This is a genomic window from Streptomyces sp. NPDC000404, assembly GCF_040300365.1.
GTDB lineage: Bacteria > Actinomycetota > Actinomycetes > Streptomycetales > Streptomycetaceae > Streptomyces > Streptomyces ramulosus.
The window spans coordinates 173,172-190,500 of record NZ_JBEPDN010000007.1 but is presented as its reverse complement, the minus strand read 5'-3'; the positions used below and the strand labels follow the sequence as shown (position 1 = coordinate 190,500).

Genomic DNA, 17,329 nt, shown 5'->3' with positions numbered 1-17,329 from the left:
CCATTACGTGTCGTCTACACCTACCGAGGAGTGCCGTGCCCGTGAGCCGAGCAGTGCCGCCGGACATCCTGTCGCCCGAGTTCCACGCGGACCCGCACCGCGCCTACCGCGTGCTGCGCGACGACTTCCCGCTGATCCACCACCAGGCCACCGACAGCTACGTCCTCTCCCGCTACGAGGACGTCGAACGCGCCTTCAAGGACCCGGTGTTCACCACCGAGAACTACGACTGGCAGCTGGAGCCGGTGCACGGCCGCACCATCCTCCAGATGAGCGGCCGCGAGCACGCCGTCCGCCGCGCGCTGGTCGCCCCCGCCTTCCGCGGCAAGACCCTGGAGAGCGCGTTCCTACCGGTCATCGAGCGCAACGCCCGCGAACTGATAGACGCCTTCCGGGGCGACGGCGGCGCCGACCTCGTCGCGCAGTTCGCGACCCGCTTCCCCATCAACGTCATCGTCGACATGCTCGGCCTCGACCGCGCCGACCACGACCGCTTCCACCGCTGGTACACCGCGATCATGGGCTTCCTCGGCAACCTCGCCCAGGACCCCGACGTCGCCGCCGCCGGGCTGCGCACCCGCGAGGAGTTCGCCGCCTACCTGCTCCCGGTCATCCGCGAGCGGCGCGCGAACCCGGGCGACGACCTGCTCTCCACGCTCTGCGCCGCGGAGATCGACGGGACGCAGATGAGCGACGAGGACATCAAGGCGTTCTGCTCGCTGCTGCTCACCGCCGGCGGCGAGACCACCGACAAGGCGCTCTCCGCGCTGATGTACAACCTGCTGCGCCACCCGGAGCAGCTGGCCGCGGTGCGCGCCGACCGGTCGCTGATCGCGCCCGCCTTCGCGGAGACCCTGCGGTACACCCCGCCGGTCCACATGATCATGCGTCAGCCGTCGGAGGACGTGGCGATCGCCGGCGGCACGATCCCCGCCGGCGCCACCGTGACCTGCCTGATCGGCGCCGCCGGACGCGACGAACGCCGCTACGCCGACCCCGACACGTTCGACATCCACCGCACCGACCTGGCGGCCACCACGGCGTTCTCCGCCGCCGCCGACCATCTGTCGTTCGCGCTCGGCCGGCACTTCTGCGTCGGTGCGCTGCTGGCCAAGGCGGAGGTCGAGACCGGCGTCAACCTGCTGCTGGACGCGCTGCCCGACCTCGCGCTCGCGGACGGCGCGGCCCCGCGCGAAGAGGGCATCTTCACCCGGGGCCTGGACGCGTTGCCGGTCCGCTTCACCGCGGCGCGTACGACGGGGTGAACTCCACCGGCAGCGCGGTCAGTCCGCGCATCCACAGCGACGGATGCCACACCAGGTCCGCGGCGGGCACCGCCAGCACCACGTCCGGCAGCCGGTCGAGCAGCACCTCGACCGCCGCCTGCGCGATGACCTCGGCGATCTCGGGGGCCGGGTAGGGGCAGGCGTGCTCGCCGTGGCTGAACGACATATGGGCCTGGTTGCTGTCCGTACCGGCCGTGGTGAAGTCCGGGCTGACCTGCGGATCGTTGTTGGCGGCGGCCAGGCCCATGACCAGCAGGTCACCGGCGCGGATCCGCCGCCCGCCCAGCTGGGTGTCGCGGGCGGCCCAGCGGCCGATGTAGTTCTGCGTCGGGGTGTCCTGCCACAGCACCTCGTTGAGCGCCTGGCCGACGCTGCGCCGCCCGCCGGAGAGCGACACCGCGAAGCGGTCGTCGGTCAGCATCAGCCGCAGGGTGTTGCCGATCCAGTTGGCGGTCGGCTGCTGGGCGGCGGCCATCACCACCAGCAGATCGATGACCACCTCCTCCTCGGCCAGCTTCGCGTGGTGGGCCAGCAGCCGGGACGGCACGTCGGCGGCGGGCCGCTCCTTGCGCGCGTGCACCAGGCGGGCCATCCGGGCGGCGACCCGCTGGTGCGCGTCGATCGCGCCGGGGCCCTCGTCCAGCGATTCGGAGATGTCGTGGACCAGCTGCGGCACCTCCGTCGGGTCGATGCCGAACAGTTCGGTGACGACGAGCAGCGGCAGCCGCAGCGCGTAGTCGGCCATCAGGTCGGCCTCGCCGCTGCCGGCGAACGCGTCGATCAGCCCGTCCGCGAGCCGCTCGCAGATCTGCCGCAGCTCGAACTGGTCGATGGCGAGCAGCGCGTCGCTGATCGCCCCGGAGCGGCGGCGGTGCTCGGCGCCCTCCGCGAACATCACCGACGGCTGGTAGCCGACGAACGGCATCAGCGACCAGTCGGCGGGGATCGACTCCCAGGCGTGCCAGCGCCGCGAGTCGCGCTGGAACAGCTCGTTGTTGGACGTCACCTGGTGCACCTCGCGGTAGCCGAGGACGAACCAGGCGGGGATGTCGCCGTCCAGCAGGACCGGCGCGACCGGCCCGTGCTCGCGCCGCAGCTCACGGTAGAGCCGCGCCGGGTCGCCGCTGAGCCCCTCGCCGTAGAGCCGGACGGCACCGGAGGGGTGGGCGGACGGGGCGTGCGCGGGGCAGCCGGGCGGGGGGAACTGCTCGGTCACGGGGCGGTCTTCACCCTCTCGTGAGGGGCGGACAGGGAGTAGAGGTGGTTGGCCAGCGAGATCAGCACGGACTTGCTGGACTGCCGGTCGCGGGCGTCGCAGGCCACCAGCGGGATCTCCGGCGCCAGGTCCAGCGCGTCGCGGACCTGCTCCAGGGTGTGGTGCGGGCCGCCGAAGTCGTTCACCGCGACGATGAACGGCATGCCGTGCGCCTCCAGCCGGTCGATCGCGTACCAGGAGTCGTCCAGGCGGCGGGTGTCGACGAGCACCACGGCGCCCAGCGTCCCGGCGAACAGCCGGTCCCACAGGAACCAGAAACGTTCCTGGCCGGGGGCGCCGAACAGGTACAGCACCGTCTTGTCGTTGATGCTGATGCGGCCGAAGTCGAAGGCGACCGTCGTCGTGGACTTGGTCTCCACGCCGGACGGGTCGTCGACGCCGACGCCCGCCCGGGTCATGGTCTCCTCGGTGCTCAGCGGACGGATCTCGCTGACCGACCGGACCATGGTGGTCTTGCCGACGCCGAAGCCGCCGACGATGACGATTTTCAGGCCGTTGTCCGCGGTGTCCCGCAGCGGGGCGCGGGACGGGGCGGCGTGGGCGTCGGGCGCCGGTGCGGCTCCGGGGCCCCGGTCAGAGGCGGTGGAGTGCATCGAGCACCTCCTTCAGCAGGTCGGTGTCGGGAAGGTGGGCCGCGGTGACGGGCCGGGGGTGGCGGGCCGTCACCTTGCCGCTGTCGAGCAGGTCCGACAGCAGGATCCGCACGACGCTCACCGGCATCCGCAGCTCCGCCGAGACCTCCACGACGGCCATCGGGTGGCGGCACATGGACAGGATCCGGGCGTGCTCCGACTGCATGCCGGGCGCCGGGTCGCATTCGCTGACGATCAGGGTGACCAGGTCGAGGTTGAGGTCGTCGGCGGCGCGGCTGCGGCCCCCGGTGACGGTGTAGAGCCGGTCCGGATCGTCGTCGGGACCGAGCCGCTTCATGCCTGCTGCCCCGGGCTGAGCGTCCGGCCGCCGCCCTCACCGCGCGGCGCCGCCTGGAGGTACTCGCCGATCTGCTCGACCAGTTCGTTCATGTTGAAGCCGATCAGGCCGACGTCGGCGTCCTCGACGGCCAGCAGGGCCAGGTGGGCGCCGTGCCCGGCCTCGACGATGAAGAGGATGCCGCCGTGGAACTCCGTCATCGCCTGGCGGACGCCGCCGGTGCCGTCGCCGAACTCCACGGACGCGCCGTGCGACAGGCTCTGGATGCCCGAGGCGATGGCGGCCAGCTGGTCGGCCTGGTCGACGGTCAGCCCCGGGGAGTGGCACAGCTTCAGGCCGTCGCGGGAGAGCACCAGGGCGTGGCGGGCGCCCGGGGTCTTCTGGAGCAGGTTCTCCAGCATCCAGTCGAGGCTGTGATCGGTCGTGTTCGTCATCGGGTCTCGTCCTCCGGGGGAGCGGGGGTGGGGGTCTGCGAAGGATCGGGTGTGCCGGCGGCGCCGGGGCCGCGGCCGACGGCGCGGCGGAAGGTGCGGAACCGCTCCGCCGCCTCCTCGCGGGAGCGGGCCGGGCGCGGCGCGGCGGGCCGGGGCGCGGGCTTCGGCGCCGGGGCGCCGGTGCCCGACGAGGCGGCCAGCGTCTGGCCGCGGCGGCGCCTGGGCAGTCCGCTCTCGCCGAACTCCGGTGCGGGCGCGGCCGGCCGGCGGCCCTGCTGCGGCGGGATCACGGTCCGCGGCGCGGGCACCTCGGGCGCGGCCGGCGGCTGCGCCGCCTCGGACGGCTCCGGCGGGAACGGCGCGAGCGGGGCGACCGGCTCGGCCGGGTCCCGGTGGGCGGCGTGCCGCGGCGCGGACTCCGAGGGCGTGCGGCGCGAGGCGTGGCGCGGCCCGTCCTGGCGGGTCAGCGACTCCACGGTGTCCGGCACGACCGGCCGCTCCGGCTCGCGCGCCACCGGCCGGCCCTCGGTGACCAGCTGCTGCGGGATGAGCACCACGACGCTGGTGCCGCCGCGCGCCGACGGGCGGAACGACACGTTCAGCCCGTGCTTGCGGGCCAGGCAGCCGACGACGGCGAGGCCGAGGCGGGTACCGGACAGCGACATCAGGTCCAGGGAGTCGGCGGAGACGGCGGCCTCGGCGCGGCGCAGCGCCGTCTCGCCCATCACCAGACCGCTGTCCTCGACGCTGACGACGACACCGGCCTGCGTCTCCTCGACGTAGACGTGGACGGCGGACGACGGCGGGGAGAAGGACGTCGCGTTGTCCATGATCTCGGCGAGCGCGTGCATGATGCCCTCGGCCGCGTGCCCGGCGACCGCGAGGGTGCTGCTGTTGTGCAGCTGCACCCGGCGGTAGGCGCTGATCCGGCCCATGGCGCCGCGCAGCACGCTCTCCATCGAGATCGGCTTGTTCCAGCGGCGGCCCGAGCGGGCGCCGGTGAGCACCGCGATGGAGTCGGCGAGGCGCCCGGCCTGCGCCGTGGAGTGGTCCAGCTTCAGCAGGTCGCCCAGGACCTCCTCGCCGTGCCGGTGCTCCATCTCGCGCAGGTCGGCGAGCATGCTGGTGGACAGCGCCTGGACGCGTCCGGCGGCGTTCGCGCAGGCGGACATCGCGGCGGCGCGCATCCGCTCCCCGCGGCCGACCTCCTCGGCCAGACTGCGGACGATGCGCTGGTGGGCGGGGGTGGTGGGCAGCGGTACCCGGCTGAGCGCGGTGTCGGCGGAGGAGCCCGCGCGCAGCTGCGCGACGACCGCGGGCAGCGTCTCGTCGGCGAGCCGCTCCGCCTCGGCGCGGACCGCCTCGACGCGCTCGCGGTGCGCGCGGGCCTGCCGCAGCCCGTACACGGCGGCGGACAGCGATCCGCTCAGCGCCACGGCCGCGAGGCCGCCGCCCCAGGCCAGCGCGGTGCGGACGGTCTCCGGGGCGGCGAGGACGGCCCACAGACACAGGGCGCCGGTGAGCAGGAGCGTGGCCACCAGGGTGAGCAGCGCGGCACCGAGCGGCGAAGACTCTGCCCGACGGCGGGAGGGTATGTGGGGTGACATCGGGCTGGTCCTCGGAGCGATGGCGGCGGCGGTACGGGGGAGGGGCCGGGCAGGAGCGCGGAAACGGTCCTGACGGGCCGTCCGGCCGACCGCACGGGCTCCGGGGCGCGGTGGGCGCGGGCCGGTGCGCGGCGCGGGCGGAAGCGGAAGATCTTCTGCACTTTATCCGCTCGGTCCGATCCGGCAACCCTCGACGGGGGGCCGGAGCTTGCCCCGCACCCGCCACCTGGTACGTCTCACGGGAACAGGTCCTGGAGCAGTCTGGATATATCGGGTGATGGGGTGTCAGGGAGGGCGACGCCGGTCCGGTCGCCTGATGGCGCGTCAGGGAGGCGCGGCTCCGGCCCGGTCACCTAAGGGACGGTTCAGGGGTAACCCGGGGGCGCCGGTGCGGTGAGGTCGCGTCAGATCGGGGACGGGACGGAGTGGGGGCCTGGCGCCGATGGCGTACGCCGGCGGCCGCGCGGCCACCGGCACCGCGGGGTTCGATGGCCCGTCAGCTGCCCTTCTGCCTTCCGTCCTCTGCCGCCTGCCCGCTGTGCCCTCCGCCCGGTAGCTGGTCCCCTCCCGTTGGCTGTCCCCCGCCCGTCCGTCCCCCGCCCCCGTCAGGCCACGCGCCCCGTCCGGCCCGCCACCGGATGCAGCGCCGCGTACTCCAGGGGCGCCGACGGGTCGATGGAGACGTCCGCCGGGGCCGGTGCGGCGCCCGCGCGGACCAGCAGGTCGCCGACGGCGGCGATCATCGCGCCGTTGTCCGTGCACAGCCGCAGCGGCGGCACCCGCAGGGCGATCCCGGCCGCCGCGCACCGCTCCTCGGCGAGCGCCCGCACCCGGGAGTTGGCGGCCACCCCGCCGACCACCACCAGCGTCCCGACGCCGTGCGCGGCGCAGGCGGCCACCGCCTTACGGGTCAGCACGTCGGCGACCGCCTCCTGGAGCGAGGCGGCGCCGTCGGCGAGCGGCAGCTCCCGGCCCGCCGCGCGCTCCCGCTCGGCCCAGCGCGCCGCGGCGGTCTTCAGCCCGGAGAAGGAGAACGCGTAACGGGTGCGCGGGTCGCCGGAGGTGAGCGGCCTCGGGAAGGGGACGGCGCGCGGATCCCCCGCGCGCGCCGCCCGGTCGATGGCGGGCCCGCCGGGGTACGGCAGCCCGAAGACGCGCGCGACCTTGTCGAAGCATTCGCCCGCCGCGTCGTCCACGGTGTCCCCGAGGTGGACGATCGGATCGCGCGCCAGATCGCGGACGAGCAGCAGCGAGGTGTGGCCGCCGGAGACGATGAGGACGACACAGGGGTCGGGCAGCGGCCCGTGCTCCAGGGTGTCGGCCGCGACATGCCCCGCCAGGTGGTGCACTCCGTGCAGCGGCACCCCGAGCGCGTACGCGAGGCTCTTCGCCCCGGCCAGCCCCACCTGGAGCGCCCCGGACAGCCCTGGTCCGCAGGTCACCGCGACCGCGCCGATGTCCGCCATCCGCAGCCCGGCGTCGTCGAGGGCGCGGTGGACGACGGGCAGCAGCGCGTGCACATGGGCGCGCGCCGCGATCTCCGGTACGACGCCGCCGTACCGGGCGTGCTCGTCCATGCTCGACGCGAGCGCGTGCCCGAGGAGGCGCCCGTCCCGCACCAGTCCGGCGCCCGTCTCGTCGCAGGACGACTCGATCCCCAGCACCACGGGTGAACCCACGGCCCGCCCTCCTCGCTCGCATCTTCTGCGGATTACTTGTTATTGCACATGCTAGGCAATAAGTGCGGATGGGCCGGCCGACGCCCGCGGGCCGGCCCCGCACCTCCCCCACGCCGCCCCCGCAGCGCCCGCTCAGTAGAGTGCGGGGACGTCCCCGGCCGCCCGGCCGTCCCCCTTCCCACCGGCCGCACGGCGGCTTCCGAGGTCCGAGGTACTCGGCAGTGACCCCCCTGGCACCCCCTTCACCGCTCCCCTCACCCGCCCCGCCCCAGCTCACCGTCGTCGGCATCGGTGCCGACGGCTGGGACGGGCTGGCCCCCGCCTCCCGCGAGGCGCTGCGCGCCGCCGGGGTCCTGCTCGGCGGCGCGCGCCAGCTCGATCTGCTGCCCCCGGAGTGCGCCGGTGAACGCGTCGCCTGGCCGTCGCCGCTGCGCCCCGCCGTACCGGGCCTGATCGCCGCCCACGCCGGCCGCGGCCTGACCGTGCTGGCCAGCGGCGACCCGATGTTCCACGGCATCGGCCGGACCCTGACCGAGGTGCTGGCCGCCCTCCCCGACGCCCCCGGGGCGCCCCGCCCCCGGCTGCGGGTCCTGCCGCACCCCTCGTCCGTCGCGTACGCCTGCGCCCGGCTCGGCTGGCCGGTGGCCGACACCGAGGTCGTCTCGCTGGTGGGGCGCCCGGTGGCGGGCCTGGCGCGGGCGCTGCACCACGGGCGCCGGGTGCTGGTCCTGTCGTCCGGCGCGGACACCCCCGCGCGGATCGCCGAGGCGCTGCGGGAGCGCGGGTTCGGCCCGTCCCGGATGCGGGTGCTGGAGCAGCTGGGCGGCCCCGCCGAGGCGCAGACCGACGGCACCGCCGCCACCTGGGCGCGTCCGCCCGGCGACCCGCTGAACGTCGTCGCCGTGGAGTGCGTCCGCGCCCCGGGCGCCGTCCGGCTGCCGGTCGTCCCCGGGCTGCCCGACGAGGCGTACGACCACGACGGGCAGCTCACCAAGCGCCACGTACGGGCCGCGACGCTCGCCGCGCTCGCCCCGGAGCCCGGCGAACTCCTCTGGGACATCGGCGGCGGCTCCGGTTCGATCGCGATCGAGTGGCTGCGCGCCCACCCCGCCTGCCGCGCCGTCACCGTCGAACGGTCCGCCGCCCGCGCCGCCCGCATCGCCCGGAACGCGGACACCCTCGGCGTACCGGCGCTGCGGGTGGTGCGGGGCGCGGCGCCCGACGCGCTGGCCGGGCTGCCGGTCCCCGACGCGGTCTTCATCGGCGGCGGGCTCACCGCCCCCGGTCTGCTCGACGCCTGCTGGGCGGCGCTGCCCCCGGGCGGCCGCCTCGTCGCGAACACCGTGACGCTGGAGTCCGAGGCGCTGCTGACGGAGTGGTACCGGCGCCACGGCGGCGACCTGGTACGCCTCGCCGTCTCCCACGCCGTGCCCGTCGGCGGCTTCACGGGCTGGCGGCAGGCGATGCCGGTGACCCAGTGGGCGGCGGTCAAACCGGCGCACCCGGGGGACGAGGCCGCGGCCGGGCCCTCCGGGGAAGCCGCCCCCACTTCCCCCGGGGAAGCCACCCCCGGGGCCGCCGACCCCACCCCCACCTCCCCGGAGAACGAGGAACGATGACCGTCCACTTCATCGGCGCGGGCCCCGGCGCCGCCGACCTGATCACCGTGCGCGGTGCCCGTACCCTCGCCGCCTGCGGGGTGTGCCTGTACGCGGGCAGCCTGGTGCCGCGCGAACTGCTCGACGGGTGCCCGCCCGGCGCCCGGCTGATCGACACCGCCCGGCTCGACCTGGACACCATCACCGCGGAGCTGATCCGCGCCCACGAGGAGGGCCACGACGTGGCCCGGCTGCACTCCGGCGACCCGTCCGTCTTCAGCGCCGTCGCCGAGCAGATGCGCCGCCTCGACGCGGCGGGCGTGCCGTACGAAGTGGTCCCCGGCGTCCCGGCGTTCGCCGCCGCGGCCGCCGCCCTCAAGCGCGAGCTGACGGTCCCGACGGTCGGTCAGACCGTGATCCTCACCCGGGTCGCCGAGCGGGCCACCGCCATGCCCGAGGGCGAGGACCTCGCCACCCTGGGACGCAGCGGCGCCCTCCTCGTCCTGCACCTCGCCGCCCGGTACGCCGACCGCGTCGTCGCCGAGCTGCTGCCCCACTACGGCGCCGACTGCCCCGCCGCCGTGGTGGCCCTCGCCTCCCGCCCCGACGAACTCGTCCTGCGCGGCACCCTCGCCGACATCGCCGACCAGGTGAAGGCCGCGGGCGTGGTCCGCACCGCCGTCATCATCGTCGGCCGCACCCTGGCCGCGGAGCAGTTCGGCGACAGCTTCCTGTACTCGTCGGACCGCGACCGCCCGGCGGACGGCTGCGGGGGCGCGTGGGGCGCGAACTAGGGGCTGTCCCGGCGGCCGCGCGCTCCCCGTTGGTCCGGCTCGCTGGTCCGGCACGTTCGGGCGGATCGCGCCGGTTGCGATCATTCACCGGCGGGGAACACGCTGGTAGGTGAAGTGTGATGAGTGCGCGTGATGAGTGACCCACGCGGCATTGCTTTACCGCTGTCGGTTCCCATAGAGCTGTCGCGCGCCGCTCATTCGGATGTCTTATTCGGATGTCCGGGGGTGACTGCGCAAGGACCCAGAAGAAGTTCCGACCACCAGGAGCTGACCGCTGGCCGTCGCCCTCGCCTTCCTGGTATTCCGCCTTCCGGCCGTCAACGGTTGACGAGTGCCCACGGCGCGGCCTGGCATGACACGGGATGGCGACAGCGGAGCGGTTCAGCGGATCGCTCTACGCTCACAGAGCGCTTTCCGGCGCCCGCTCCCTGAATGCGCGAAGCGGTGCGCCGCATGATGAAGTGCGCCGAACGGTGAGGCGACACCATGAATCCCGCATGGCAGGCACGGCACAACCTGACCCTCGCTCAATATCAGCCCGAATTCGATTCGCTCGTGGGTCAGGGTTTCCGCCTTCTTGACGTCAATGGGTACAGCATCAACGGCGTGGACCACTACGCCACGGTATGGGAACAGTCGCAGGGACCGGCGTGGGTCGCCCGGCACGGACTGACCAGCCAGGACCACAACAATCTCTTCCAGACGCTGCCGGCTCAGGGATACCGCCCCATATCCGTGAGCGGCTGCGACAGAGGAGGCCGGCCACGCTTCGCCTCCTTGTGGCAGAAGATCCCGGGTACCGCTTTCGAAGCCCGGCACGGTATGACACCGGAGCAGTACCAAACCGCGATCGACGAGCACACGGCACGGGGATTCCGGCCGGTCGACCTCTCCTGCTATCTCGACGGCGGTCAAGTGCGGTTCGCCGCGGTCTGGGACCAGTCGCCCGTTCCCGGCTGGGTCGCACGCCACGGCCTGACCTCCGCCGAATTCCAGACGGAATTCACCCGCCTGACCGGGCAGGGATACATCCTGTGGCGCGTCAACGGATACGAGGTGTCGGGTGACACGCGCTATGCGGCGATCTGGGTAAAAGGAGCCCCGGTGACCTGGCAGGCCCGGCACGGCCTTTCCTCGGCCGACTACCAATCCGCCTTCGACGCTCTCGTCGCGCGCGGCTACCGGCTCCAGAAAATCAACGGCCATACCGCGGGCGGCCAGACGTTTTACGCCGGCATCTGGCAGAAACCGTATCTCTCCGACGACGACGAGAAATTCATCCGGCAGACGGCGAACACGTTCATGACCACGCACCGCGTGCCGGGTCTCTCCCTCGCCATGACCGACTCCGAACGGCTGATCTTCGCCCGGGCGTACGGCGTGGCCGACCCGGCCACCAACGCCCCCGTGACCACCGGAAATCTCTTCCGTATCGCCAGTGTCTCCAAGCCGATCACCGCCGTCGCGATCTTCCGGCTGATCGAACAGGGCCGCCTCACCATGAACGACCGGGTCTTCGGCACCGGCGGCATCCTCGGCACCACCTACGGGACACAGCCCTACGGCACCAACATCGATCACATCCGCATCCAGGACCTCTTGGAGCACACCAGCGGCTGGGCGCGCTCGCAGGACCCCATGTTCGACCACCTCGGACTGACCCAACGTCAGCTGATCGACTGGATGCTCGGCCACGACGCGACGGGCGCCCTCAACGCGCCGCTGAGCCACACCCCGGGCACGACCTTCGAATACCTCAACTTCGGATACTGCCTGCTCGGGCGCGTGATCGAGACCATCACCGGACTGCTCTACGAGAACGCCGTGCGCCAACTCGTCCTGACGCCCTGCGGCATCACCGATATGCACATCGCCGGTGACACCCTCGCCGACCGGCGGAGCAACGAGGTCGTCTACACCCAGCAGGGTTCGGTGAGCCCGTACGGCATCCGCGTCTCGCGCATGGATTCACACGGCGGCTGGCTGGCCACGCCGACGGAATTGCTGCGATTCCTCGTACGGGTGGACGGCTTCACCGATAAGCCGGACATTCTGTCGGCCGCATCCATCGCGACGATGTCCACGCCGACCACCGCCCGCACCCCCACCGGCGACCCGACCGGATACGCCAAGGGATGGATCACCAATACCGCGGGAAACCGCTGGCACGACGGAGACCTTCCCGGGAACACCTCGATTCTCGTCCGTACCAGCGGCCATCAGTGCTGGGCGGTCCTCGCCAATTCCCGGGACGACGCACATCTGGACGCGATCCGTACCGATCTCGACAACCTCATGTGGACGGTGGTGCGCCACATCACCGACTGGCCGGCGAACGACCTGTTCTAGCGCAACGGTCCGTTCTAGCGGAACGGCCTTTTCCGGCCGAGCGATCTGGTCTGGCCGAGCGGCCTTTTCCGGCCGGACGACCTGTTCCGGCTGAGGCCTGTTCCGGCCGCGCCGCACGCCGCCCCGGGCGCAGCCCGCCGGCCGGGCGCCGGTGGAGGACACCGCCACCGCCCGGCCCACCGTGCCGCTACGCCCCCGGCTCCCCCGTAAGCCCCGGCCCAAGCGCCGCCGACCGCCCCACGACCAGCCCGGCCCGGTCGATGCACACCACGTCAACGGTGACGGGCGCGCCCCGCAGCACCGCCAGCGCCTCGTCCCGGGCCGCGGCGGCCACCAGATCGCCCAGCGGCACTCCGGCGGCGGCGCACAACTGGAGCGCCCCGAGCCCGGTGTTGGCGCCCGCGACCTCGGTGGCCAGCGCCTCGTCCGCACCGCCGCGCCGGGCCAGCTCCGCGAGGAACCCCTTGTCCACCTGCGACCGCGCCGAATGCAGATCGAGGTGCCCGGCCGCCAGTTTCGACAGCTTCGCGAACCCGCCGCAGATCGTCAGCCGCTCCACCGGATGGCGCCGCACGTACTTCAGCACCGCGCCCGCGAAGTCCCCCATGTCCAGCAGCGCGTCCTCGGGCAGCCCGTGCAGCGCCACCGCGACCTTCTCCGACGTGGACCCCGTACAGCCCGCCACATGGCGCCGCCCCGCCGCGCGCGCCACGTCCACCCCGCGCCGGATCGAGTCGATCCACGCCGAGCAGGAGTACGGCACCACCACGCCGGTCGTCCCCAGGATCGACAGCCCGCCGAGGATGCCCAGCCGCGGATTCCAGGTGCTGCGCGCGATCTCCTCGCCGTGATCGACGGACACCTCGACCTCGACGTCACCGCGCCCGCCGTGCCGCGCCGCCACCTCGGCCAGATGCCCGGAGATCAGCTGCCGCGGCACCGGGTTGATCGCCGGTTCGCCGACGTCCAGCGGCAGCCCCGGCCGGGTGACCGTCCCGACGCCGGGCCCCGCCCGGAAAACCACCCCTGAACCGGCCGGCAGCTCCCGCACCGTCACCCGGATCAGCGCCCCGTGCGTCACATCCGGATCGTCCCCCGCGTCCTTCACCACCGCCGCCATCGCCCACGACCGGTCCGCCGCCAACTCCTCCTTGGCCAGCGCGAACGACGGCGTGTGCCCCTTGGGCAACACGATCCGCACCGGGTCCGGGAACTCCCCGGTCAGCAACGCGGTGTACGCCGCCGCACCCGCCGCCGTCGCGCACGCCCCGGTGGTCCACCCGGACCGCAGCCCGGTGTGCGCGAGCTGAGCACTGCGCCCGCCTGCCGCGGCCTGCTGCGACGCCTCCCGGCCCTGCGACGCCTCCCGGCCCTGCGGCCCCGCCGGATCCCCGCCGGACGCACCCACCGTCGCCACCTGCCCTTTCGCCATCCGACCCATCGGTACGCGGCACCGAGAGCCGCCCGCCCATGTTCCCCTGCCGGGCGGTCCGCCGCCGCGGCCGGGTCGGGCACGGGCCCGGGCGACGTCCGCCTTGCCGCACGACCGAGCCGCCCCTCGCCGTACGCCCGGAACGCCCGACACCGAACGGGCCCGCCGCTCCCTTTCGGCCTGCCACTGGCCGAATCACGCCGCACAAGGGTGCCACCTACATCCCTCACTTAGGGTGAACGGCTGTCTCATAGTGTGCGGAAACGGGGAATCGGGGGTTGTGATGCCGGGCGCCGAGATAATGGACCGCATATCTCCAGGTGGGGAGGTGAGGTTTACGCTCTCTCGTAAGGTCTGGCGGGGGGCTCTGGCCTCGGCTCTTTCTTTCGTAGCCTTTTCTGGTTGTTCACTTGTCACGGGTGGCGGAGATGCTTCTTATCCCACTGTGGAAAAGGCGCTTCAGCGGGTTGATGTCGTGCTGGATGACACGTTGGCGGACGTCAGCCCCCGCCTTCGGTGGCGTGACGGTCCCGCGCACATGTCGGAGCGCAGGAATTCGTTCACCAATGATGCGAGTGGCGAGATGGACGTGAGTCGGCAGCGTCATCTGCGCACGCAGATATCGCAAGGGAAGAAAAAGAAACTCCTCAAGATCGTTTCACGTCGCTGGGAGGAGAAAGGTTTTGAGGTCAAGGAGCAGGACGATGGCAGGCCATCGCTTCTGAGCGAGGCTTCGGATGGCTGTATCGCGAAAATCGACGTCGGCGGTTCCGGCGATGTGTATATCAGCGTCGGGGTGGGTGCGGTGTCGTCCGGCCCCAGTGGTGATATCGCCGGCGAAGAGGGGGATTCGTTCCCCAAGGCGCCCAACGGTGCCCCGGACTACACCCCCGACCTCCGCGACCCCTACTGGTCGAAGTGACGGCCGCCTCGGAGATCGCAGGTAACAGGTAAGGCGTCCGCTACGGGCGCGCGGACCCTCCCGTAGCCTTCCAAGGCGTTCCGGCGCCGAAGAATCTCAAGGCCACACGATCACCCCGAAGGACCCTCGACCGATGACCGACCTCGCCGCTTCGGGCCCCCGCCACGTCCTCATCCTCGGTGGCACCGCCGAGGCCCGTGAGCTGGCCGGGGAGTTGGTCGCGGGCGGCGGCGTGCGGGTCACGTCGTCGTTGGCCGGGCGGGTGGCGGCGCCTCGGTTGCCTGTGGGGGAGGTGCGGGTCGGGGGGTTCGGCGGGGTTGCGGGGCTGGTGGGCTGGGTGCGGGAGCATGCGGTGGATGTGCTGGTCGATGCCACGCATCCGTTCGCCGAGGCGATGAGCGCGAACGCGGCGCGGGCCGCCGCTGCCGCCGGGGTGCCGCTGCTGGCCTTGCGGCGGCCCGGCTGGGTGCCGCAGGCCGGCGACGTATGGCATCGGGTCGCGTCGCTGGACGAGGCGGCCGCCGCGCTGCCCGGGCTCGGGCGCCGGGTGTTCCTCACCACCGGCCGCATGGGCCTCGCCCGTTTCGCGCACCTCGACACGCTCTGGTTCCTCGTACGGTCCGTGGACGCGCCCGAGGGGCCCCGTCCGCCGCGGATGGAGACGCTGCTCGACCGCGGCCCGTTCACCCTCGACGGGGAACGCGCCCTGCTCGCGGCGCACCGGATCGACGTCCTCGTCACCAAGGACAGCGGGGCCGCCGCCACCGCCCCCAAGCTGACCGCCGCGCGCGAGGCCGGGGTGCCCGTCGTGCTGGTGTCCCGTCCCCCGGCGCCCGTCGGGGTGGCGACGGTGCCGGGGCCGGCGGAGGCGGTCGCATGGCTGCGGGAGCGGCTGGGCTGACGGGCGCGCCGCCCCCGGTCAGCGTTTGCGGGCCGGGCGGCGCCGTCGCGTACCGCGGCAGGCGCAGGCGAACGCCTCGTCGCGGACCTGACGGTAGGTCGGGGTTACCTCCCGGCCGCACTGCGTGCAGCGGCACGGCCAGGGCTCGTACGCGCCGGGGCAGGGCATCAGGGGGAGGAATCCGGCGGCGTGCATGGTGCGTTCGGCGACGGTCGCCGGTTGGCCGATCGGCGGTTGGGCCGTTGCCGGGGGCGCGACGGGCGGCTGCCCGGCCGGCGGCTGCGGCCCGGCGGGCGCCTCGGCGGCCTGCGGCGGACCGGTCGGCGCCTCCGGGCGCGGCGCCGCGGGGGCGGCGGTGGTGGTCTGCGGCGGACCGGTTGGCGCTTCCGGGTGCGGCGCTGCGGGCCCGGCGGGGGCGGGCAACGGGGCGGCGGCGGTGGCCTGCGGGGCGCCGAACGACGGGTCGCCGGCCGGCAGGGGCGCCCCGCCGCCGTCCGCCGGTACGGGCGCGAGCGGGGGCAGCGGCAGCGAGGTGCTGCCGTTCGCGGACGGGGCGGGAAGCGGGGTGGGAAGACCGTACGGGGAGGGCGCGAGGGCGGGGAGGGCGGTTCGCTCCGCGCCCGCCGCGGCCTGCGCCGCGACGGCCGTGGGCTGTTCCGTGCCTGCTGTCTGCGGCAAGCCTGCTGCGGTCTGCGCCGTGCCTGCTGTCTGCGGCAAGACTGCTGTGGCCTGCGCCGCGTCTGCTGTCTGCGGCAAGCCCGTCGCCGCGGTCTGTTCTGCCCCTGTGGCGGCTCGTTCGGCGTCCGCGGTGGTCCCCTCCCTGTCTACGGAGGTTCCTTCCCCGGCTGCGGGGTACCGGTCGGCGCCTGCGGGCCGGTCGGTGCCTTCGAGGTGGCCGGCGCCTCCCGGGCGGATGAGCCCTGAGAGGTGGTCAGGCACTGCGATGCCGTCAGGTCCTGCGGGGCGGGCGGCTCCGGTGGGCCGGCCCGCTTTCCCGAGGTCCACCTGCCCGGTGTCCATCTGCCCGGTGGTGTCGGCCGGGTCGGGGTGGCCGGGCGGTGCGATGGGACGGGGCTGTTCCGGCAGTGCGGGGGGCGGCGCCGGGGCGTCGGCCGTGGTCAGGCGGGCGGACGGGTCCGGCGGGGCGAGGTACGGGCCTGCGGCGGTGCGCGGGGCCGACGTCTCCGGGGACGTGGTCGGCCCGGGGAGCGCCGGGACCGCGGGGGAGAGCGCGGCTTCCGGCGCCGCGGGTGCCAGGGGTTCCGGCGCCGGCGTGGGATCCGGGACGGCCGGAGGGAGCGCCGGGCGTGGCGCGGGCGCGGCCCCCGAGGCCGCCTCGGCGGCTTGCGGCGCCCCCGGGACGGCCGATTCCGCAACGGGCGCCTCCTGCGCCGGTCCCGGCAACGGGAGATACGGGACGGCCTGCGCCGGAACGGCCTCCGACGCCGCGACCTGCACGGCTACCGGGCCAAAGCCTGGCCCCGGCCCCATGCCCTGCCCCGGCCCCGGGCCCAAGCCCTGCCCCGGAGCCGAACCCTGCCCCTGTCCCTGCCCTTGCCCAGGGCCCGAACCCGAACCCTGCCCCGGAACCGCACCCGTCCCCGACACCGAGGCCGCACCCGTCACTGACACCGAGATCCCACCCGTCCCCGACACCGAGGGCGCGCTCGGCCCAGGAACCGAGGCCACGTCCGGCGCTGTGCCTGGCCCAGGAACCGATGCCACATCCGGAGCCACACCCGGCCCCGGAATCGACCCCGCACCCGGTACCTGGCCCGGCCCGTCCGCGTACGGGTTCGGGATCGCCCCGGCCCCGGCCTCCCCGTAGGGGTGAGCCCCCTGCGTACCCGGAGCCGGAGCCGGAGCCGGAGGCCGGCCCGGAACGGCGGCGGGCGGTTCCCCGTACGGGTTCGGCGGAGTCGGGCCCGTAGCGTACGGATGGACGACGCCCGGGGTATCCGTAACCGGCGCCTGACCGGGGACAGTTGGCCGGTCGGGTGTGTACGGGGCGTCGCCCGGCGCACCCGGAGCGGGGAGCGCCCCCATCACCGGCGCCGTCCCGTACGCCCGGGGGACCTGCTCGGGCACCGGCGTGCCGTGTGCGGTGCCCGGGGGCGGGCC

At 73.9% G+C, this 17,329-nt stretch carries 14 protein-coding genes; 6 read left to right on the top strand and 8 right to left on the bottom strand.

Annotation, left to right across the window (positions count from 1 at the left end):
• Positions 1 to 41 precede the first annotated feature (41 nt).
• A complete protein-coding gene (locus tag ABT345_RS15385) occupies positions 42 to 1,265 on the top strand; it encodes a cytochrome P450 (RefSeq protein ID WP_345088988.1) in 1,224 nt (407 codons plus the stop codon).
• Here the strand turns inward: ABT345_RS15385 and ABT345_RS15380 are convergent.
• The 6 genes from ABT345_RS15380 to tsaD form a co-directional block, all read right to left on the bottom strand.
• Positions 1,240 to 2,502, bottom strand: a complete 1,263-nt coding sequence (locus ABT345_RS15380) for a cytochrome P450 (protein ID WP_345088985.1) — start codon at positions 2,500 to 2,502, stop codon at positions 1,240 to 1,242. The two genes, ABT345_RS15385 and ABT345_RS15380, sit on opposite strands and share 26 nt — an antisense overlap.
• Positions 2,499 to 3,155 carry a GTP-binding protein gene (locus ABT345_RS15375; protein ID WP_345088982.1) on the bottom strand — a complete coding sequence of 219 codons (657 nt, stop codon included), beginning with the start codon at positions 3,153 to 3,155 and terminating at the stop codon, positions 2,499 to 2,501. Before ABT345_RS15375 ends, ABT345_RS15380 begins: the two co-directional genes overlap by 4 nt.
• Entirely contained in the window at positions 3,136 to 3,492 is a 357-nt protein-coding gene (locus tag ABT345_RS15370) for a DUF742 domain-containing protein (protein ID WP_345088979.1), read from the bottom strand. Before ABT345_RS15370 ends, ABT345_RS15375 begins: the two co-directional genes overlap by 20 nt.
• Complete coding sequence (locus ABT345_RS15365) at positions 3,489 to 3,926, bottom strand: roadblock/LC7 domain-containing protein (RefSeq protein WP_345088976.1); 438 nt, start codon at positions 3,924 to 3,926, stop codon at positions 3,489 to 3,491. Before ABT345_RS15365 ends, ABT345_RS15370 begins: the two co-directional genes overlap by 4 nt.
• A complete protein-coding gene (locus ABT345_RS15360; protein WP_345088973.1) occupies positions 3,923 to 5,533 on the bottom strand; it encodes a sensor histidine kinase in 1,611 nt (536 codons plus the stop codon). Before ABT345_RS15360 ends, ABT345_RS15365 begins: the two co-directional genes overlap by 4 nt.
• Before the next feature lie 605 nt (positions 5,534 to 6,138).
• Complete coding sequence (tsaD, locus tag ABT345_RS15355; protein WP_345088970.1) at positions 6,139 to 7,212, bottom strand: tRNA (adenosine(37)-N6)-threonylcarbamoyltransferase complex transferase subunit TsaD; 1,074 nt, start codon at positions 7,210 to 7,212, stop codon at positions 6,139 to 6,141.
• A 230-nt stretch (positions 7,213 to 7,442) separates the two neighbouring features.
• Between tsaD and cbiE the strand changes: the two genes are divergently transcribed.
• The 3 genes from cbiE (at position 7,443) to ABT345_RS15340 (ending at position 11,953) form a co-directional block, all read left to right on the top strand.
• A complete protein-coding gene (gene cbiE, locus ABT345_RS15350; RefSeq protein WP_345089680.1) occupies positions 7,443 to 8,831 on the top strand; it encodes a precorrin-6y C5,15-methyltransferase (decarboxylating) subunit CbiE in 1,389 nt (462 codons plus the stop codon).
• A complete protein-coding gene (cobM, locus tag ABT345_RS15345; RefSeq protein ID WP_345088967.1) occupies positions 8,828 to 9,604 on the top strand; it encodes a precorrin-4 C(11)-methyltransferase in 777 nt (258 codons plus the stop codon). The genes cbiE and cobM overlap by 4 nt, the downstream gene beginning before the upstream one ends.
• Before the next feature lie 486 nt (positions 9,605 to 10,090).
• Positions 10,091 to 11,953 carry a serine hydrolase gene (locus tag ABT345_RS15340; protein WP_345088964.1) on the top strand — a complete coding sequence of 621 codons (1,863 nt, stop codon included), beginning with the start codon at positions 10,091 to 10,093 and terminating at the stop codon, positions 11,951 to 11,953.
• A gap of 187 nt (positions 11,954 to 12,140) precedes the next feature.
• Here ABT345_RS15340 and ABT345_RS15335 read toward each other — a convergent pair whose 3' ends face one another.
• The gene (locus ABT345_RS15335) at positions 12,141 to 13,385 is read right to left on the bottom strand and encodes a cobalt-precorrin-5B (C(1))-methyltransferase (protein WP_345088960.1); all 1,245 of its coding nucleotides are present in this window, start codon (positions 13,383 to 13,385) and stop codon (positions 12,141 to 12,143) included.
• Positions 13,386 to 13,830: 445 nt separating this feature from the next.
• On the opposite strand from ABT345_RS15335, the gene ABT345_RS15330 reads away from it, so the two are divergent.
• A complete protein-coding gene (locus tag ABT345_RS15330; protein WP_345088957.1) occupies positions 13,831 to 14,307 on the top strand; it encodes a hypothetical protein in 477 nt (158 codons plus the stop codon).
• A gap of 133 nt (positions 14,308 to 14,440) precedes the next feature.
• Entirely contained in the window at positions 14,441 to 15,208 is a 768-nt protein-coding gene (locus tag ABT345_RS15325) for a cobalt-precorrin-6A reductase (protein WP_345088954.1), read from the top strand.
• Between the two features lie 18 nt (positions 15,209 to 15,226).
• Here the strand turns inward: ABT345_RS15325 and ABT345_RS15320 are convergent, their stop codons facing one another.
• The gene (locus ABT345_RS15320; protein ID WP_345088951.1) at positions 15,227 to 15,886 is read right to left on the bottom strand and encodes a hypothetical protein; all 660 of its coding nucleotides are present in this window, start codon (positions 15,884 to 15,886) and stop codon (positions 15,227 to 15,229) included.
• Positions 15,887 to 17,329 lie beyond the last annotated feature (1,443 nt).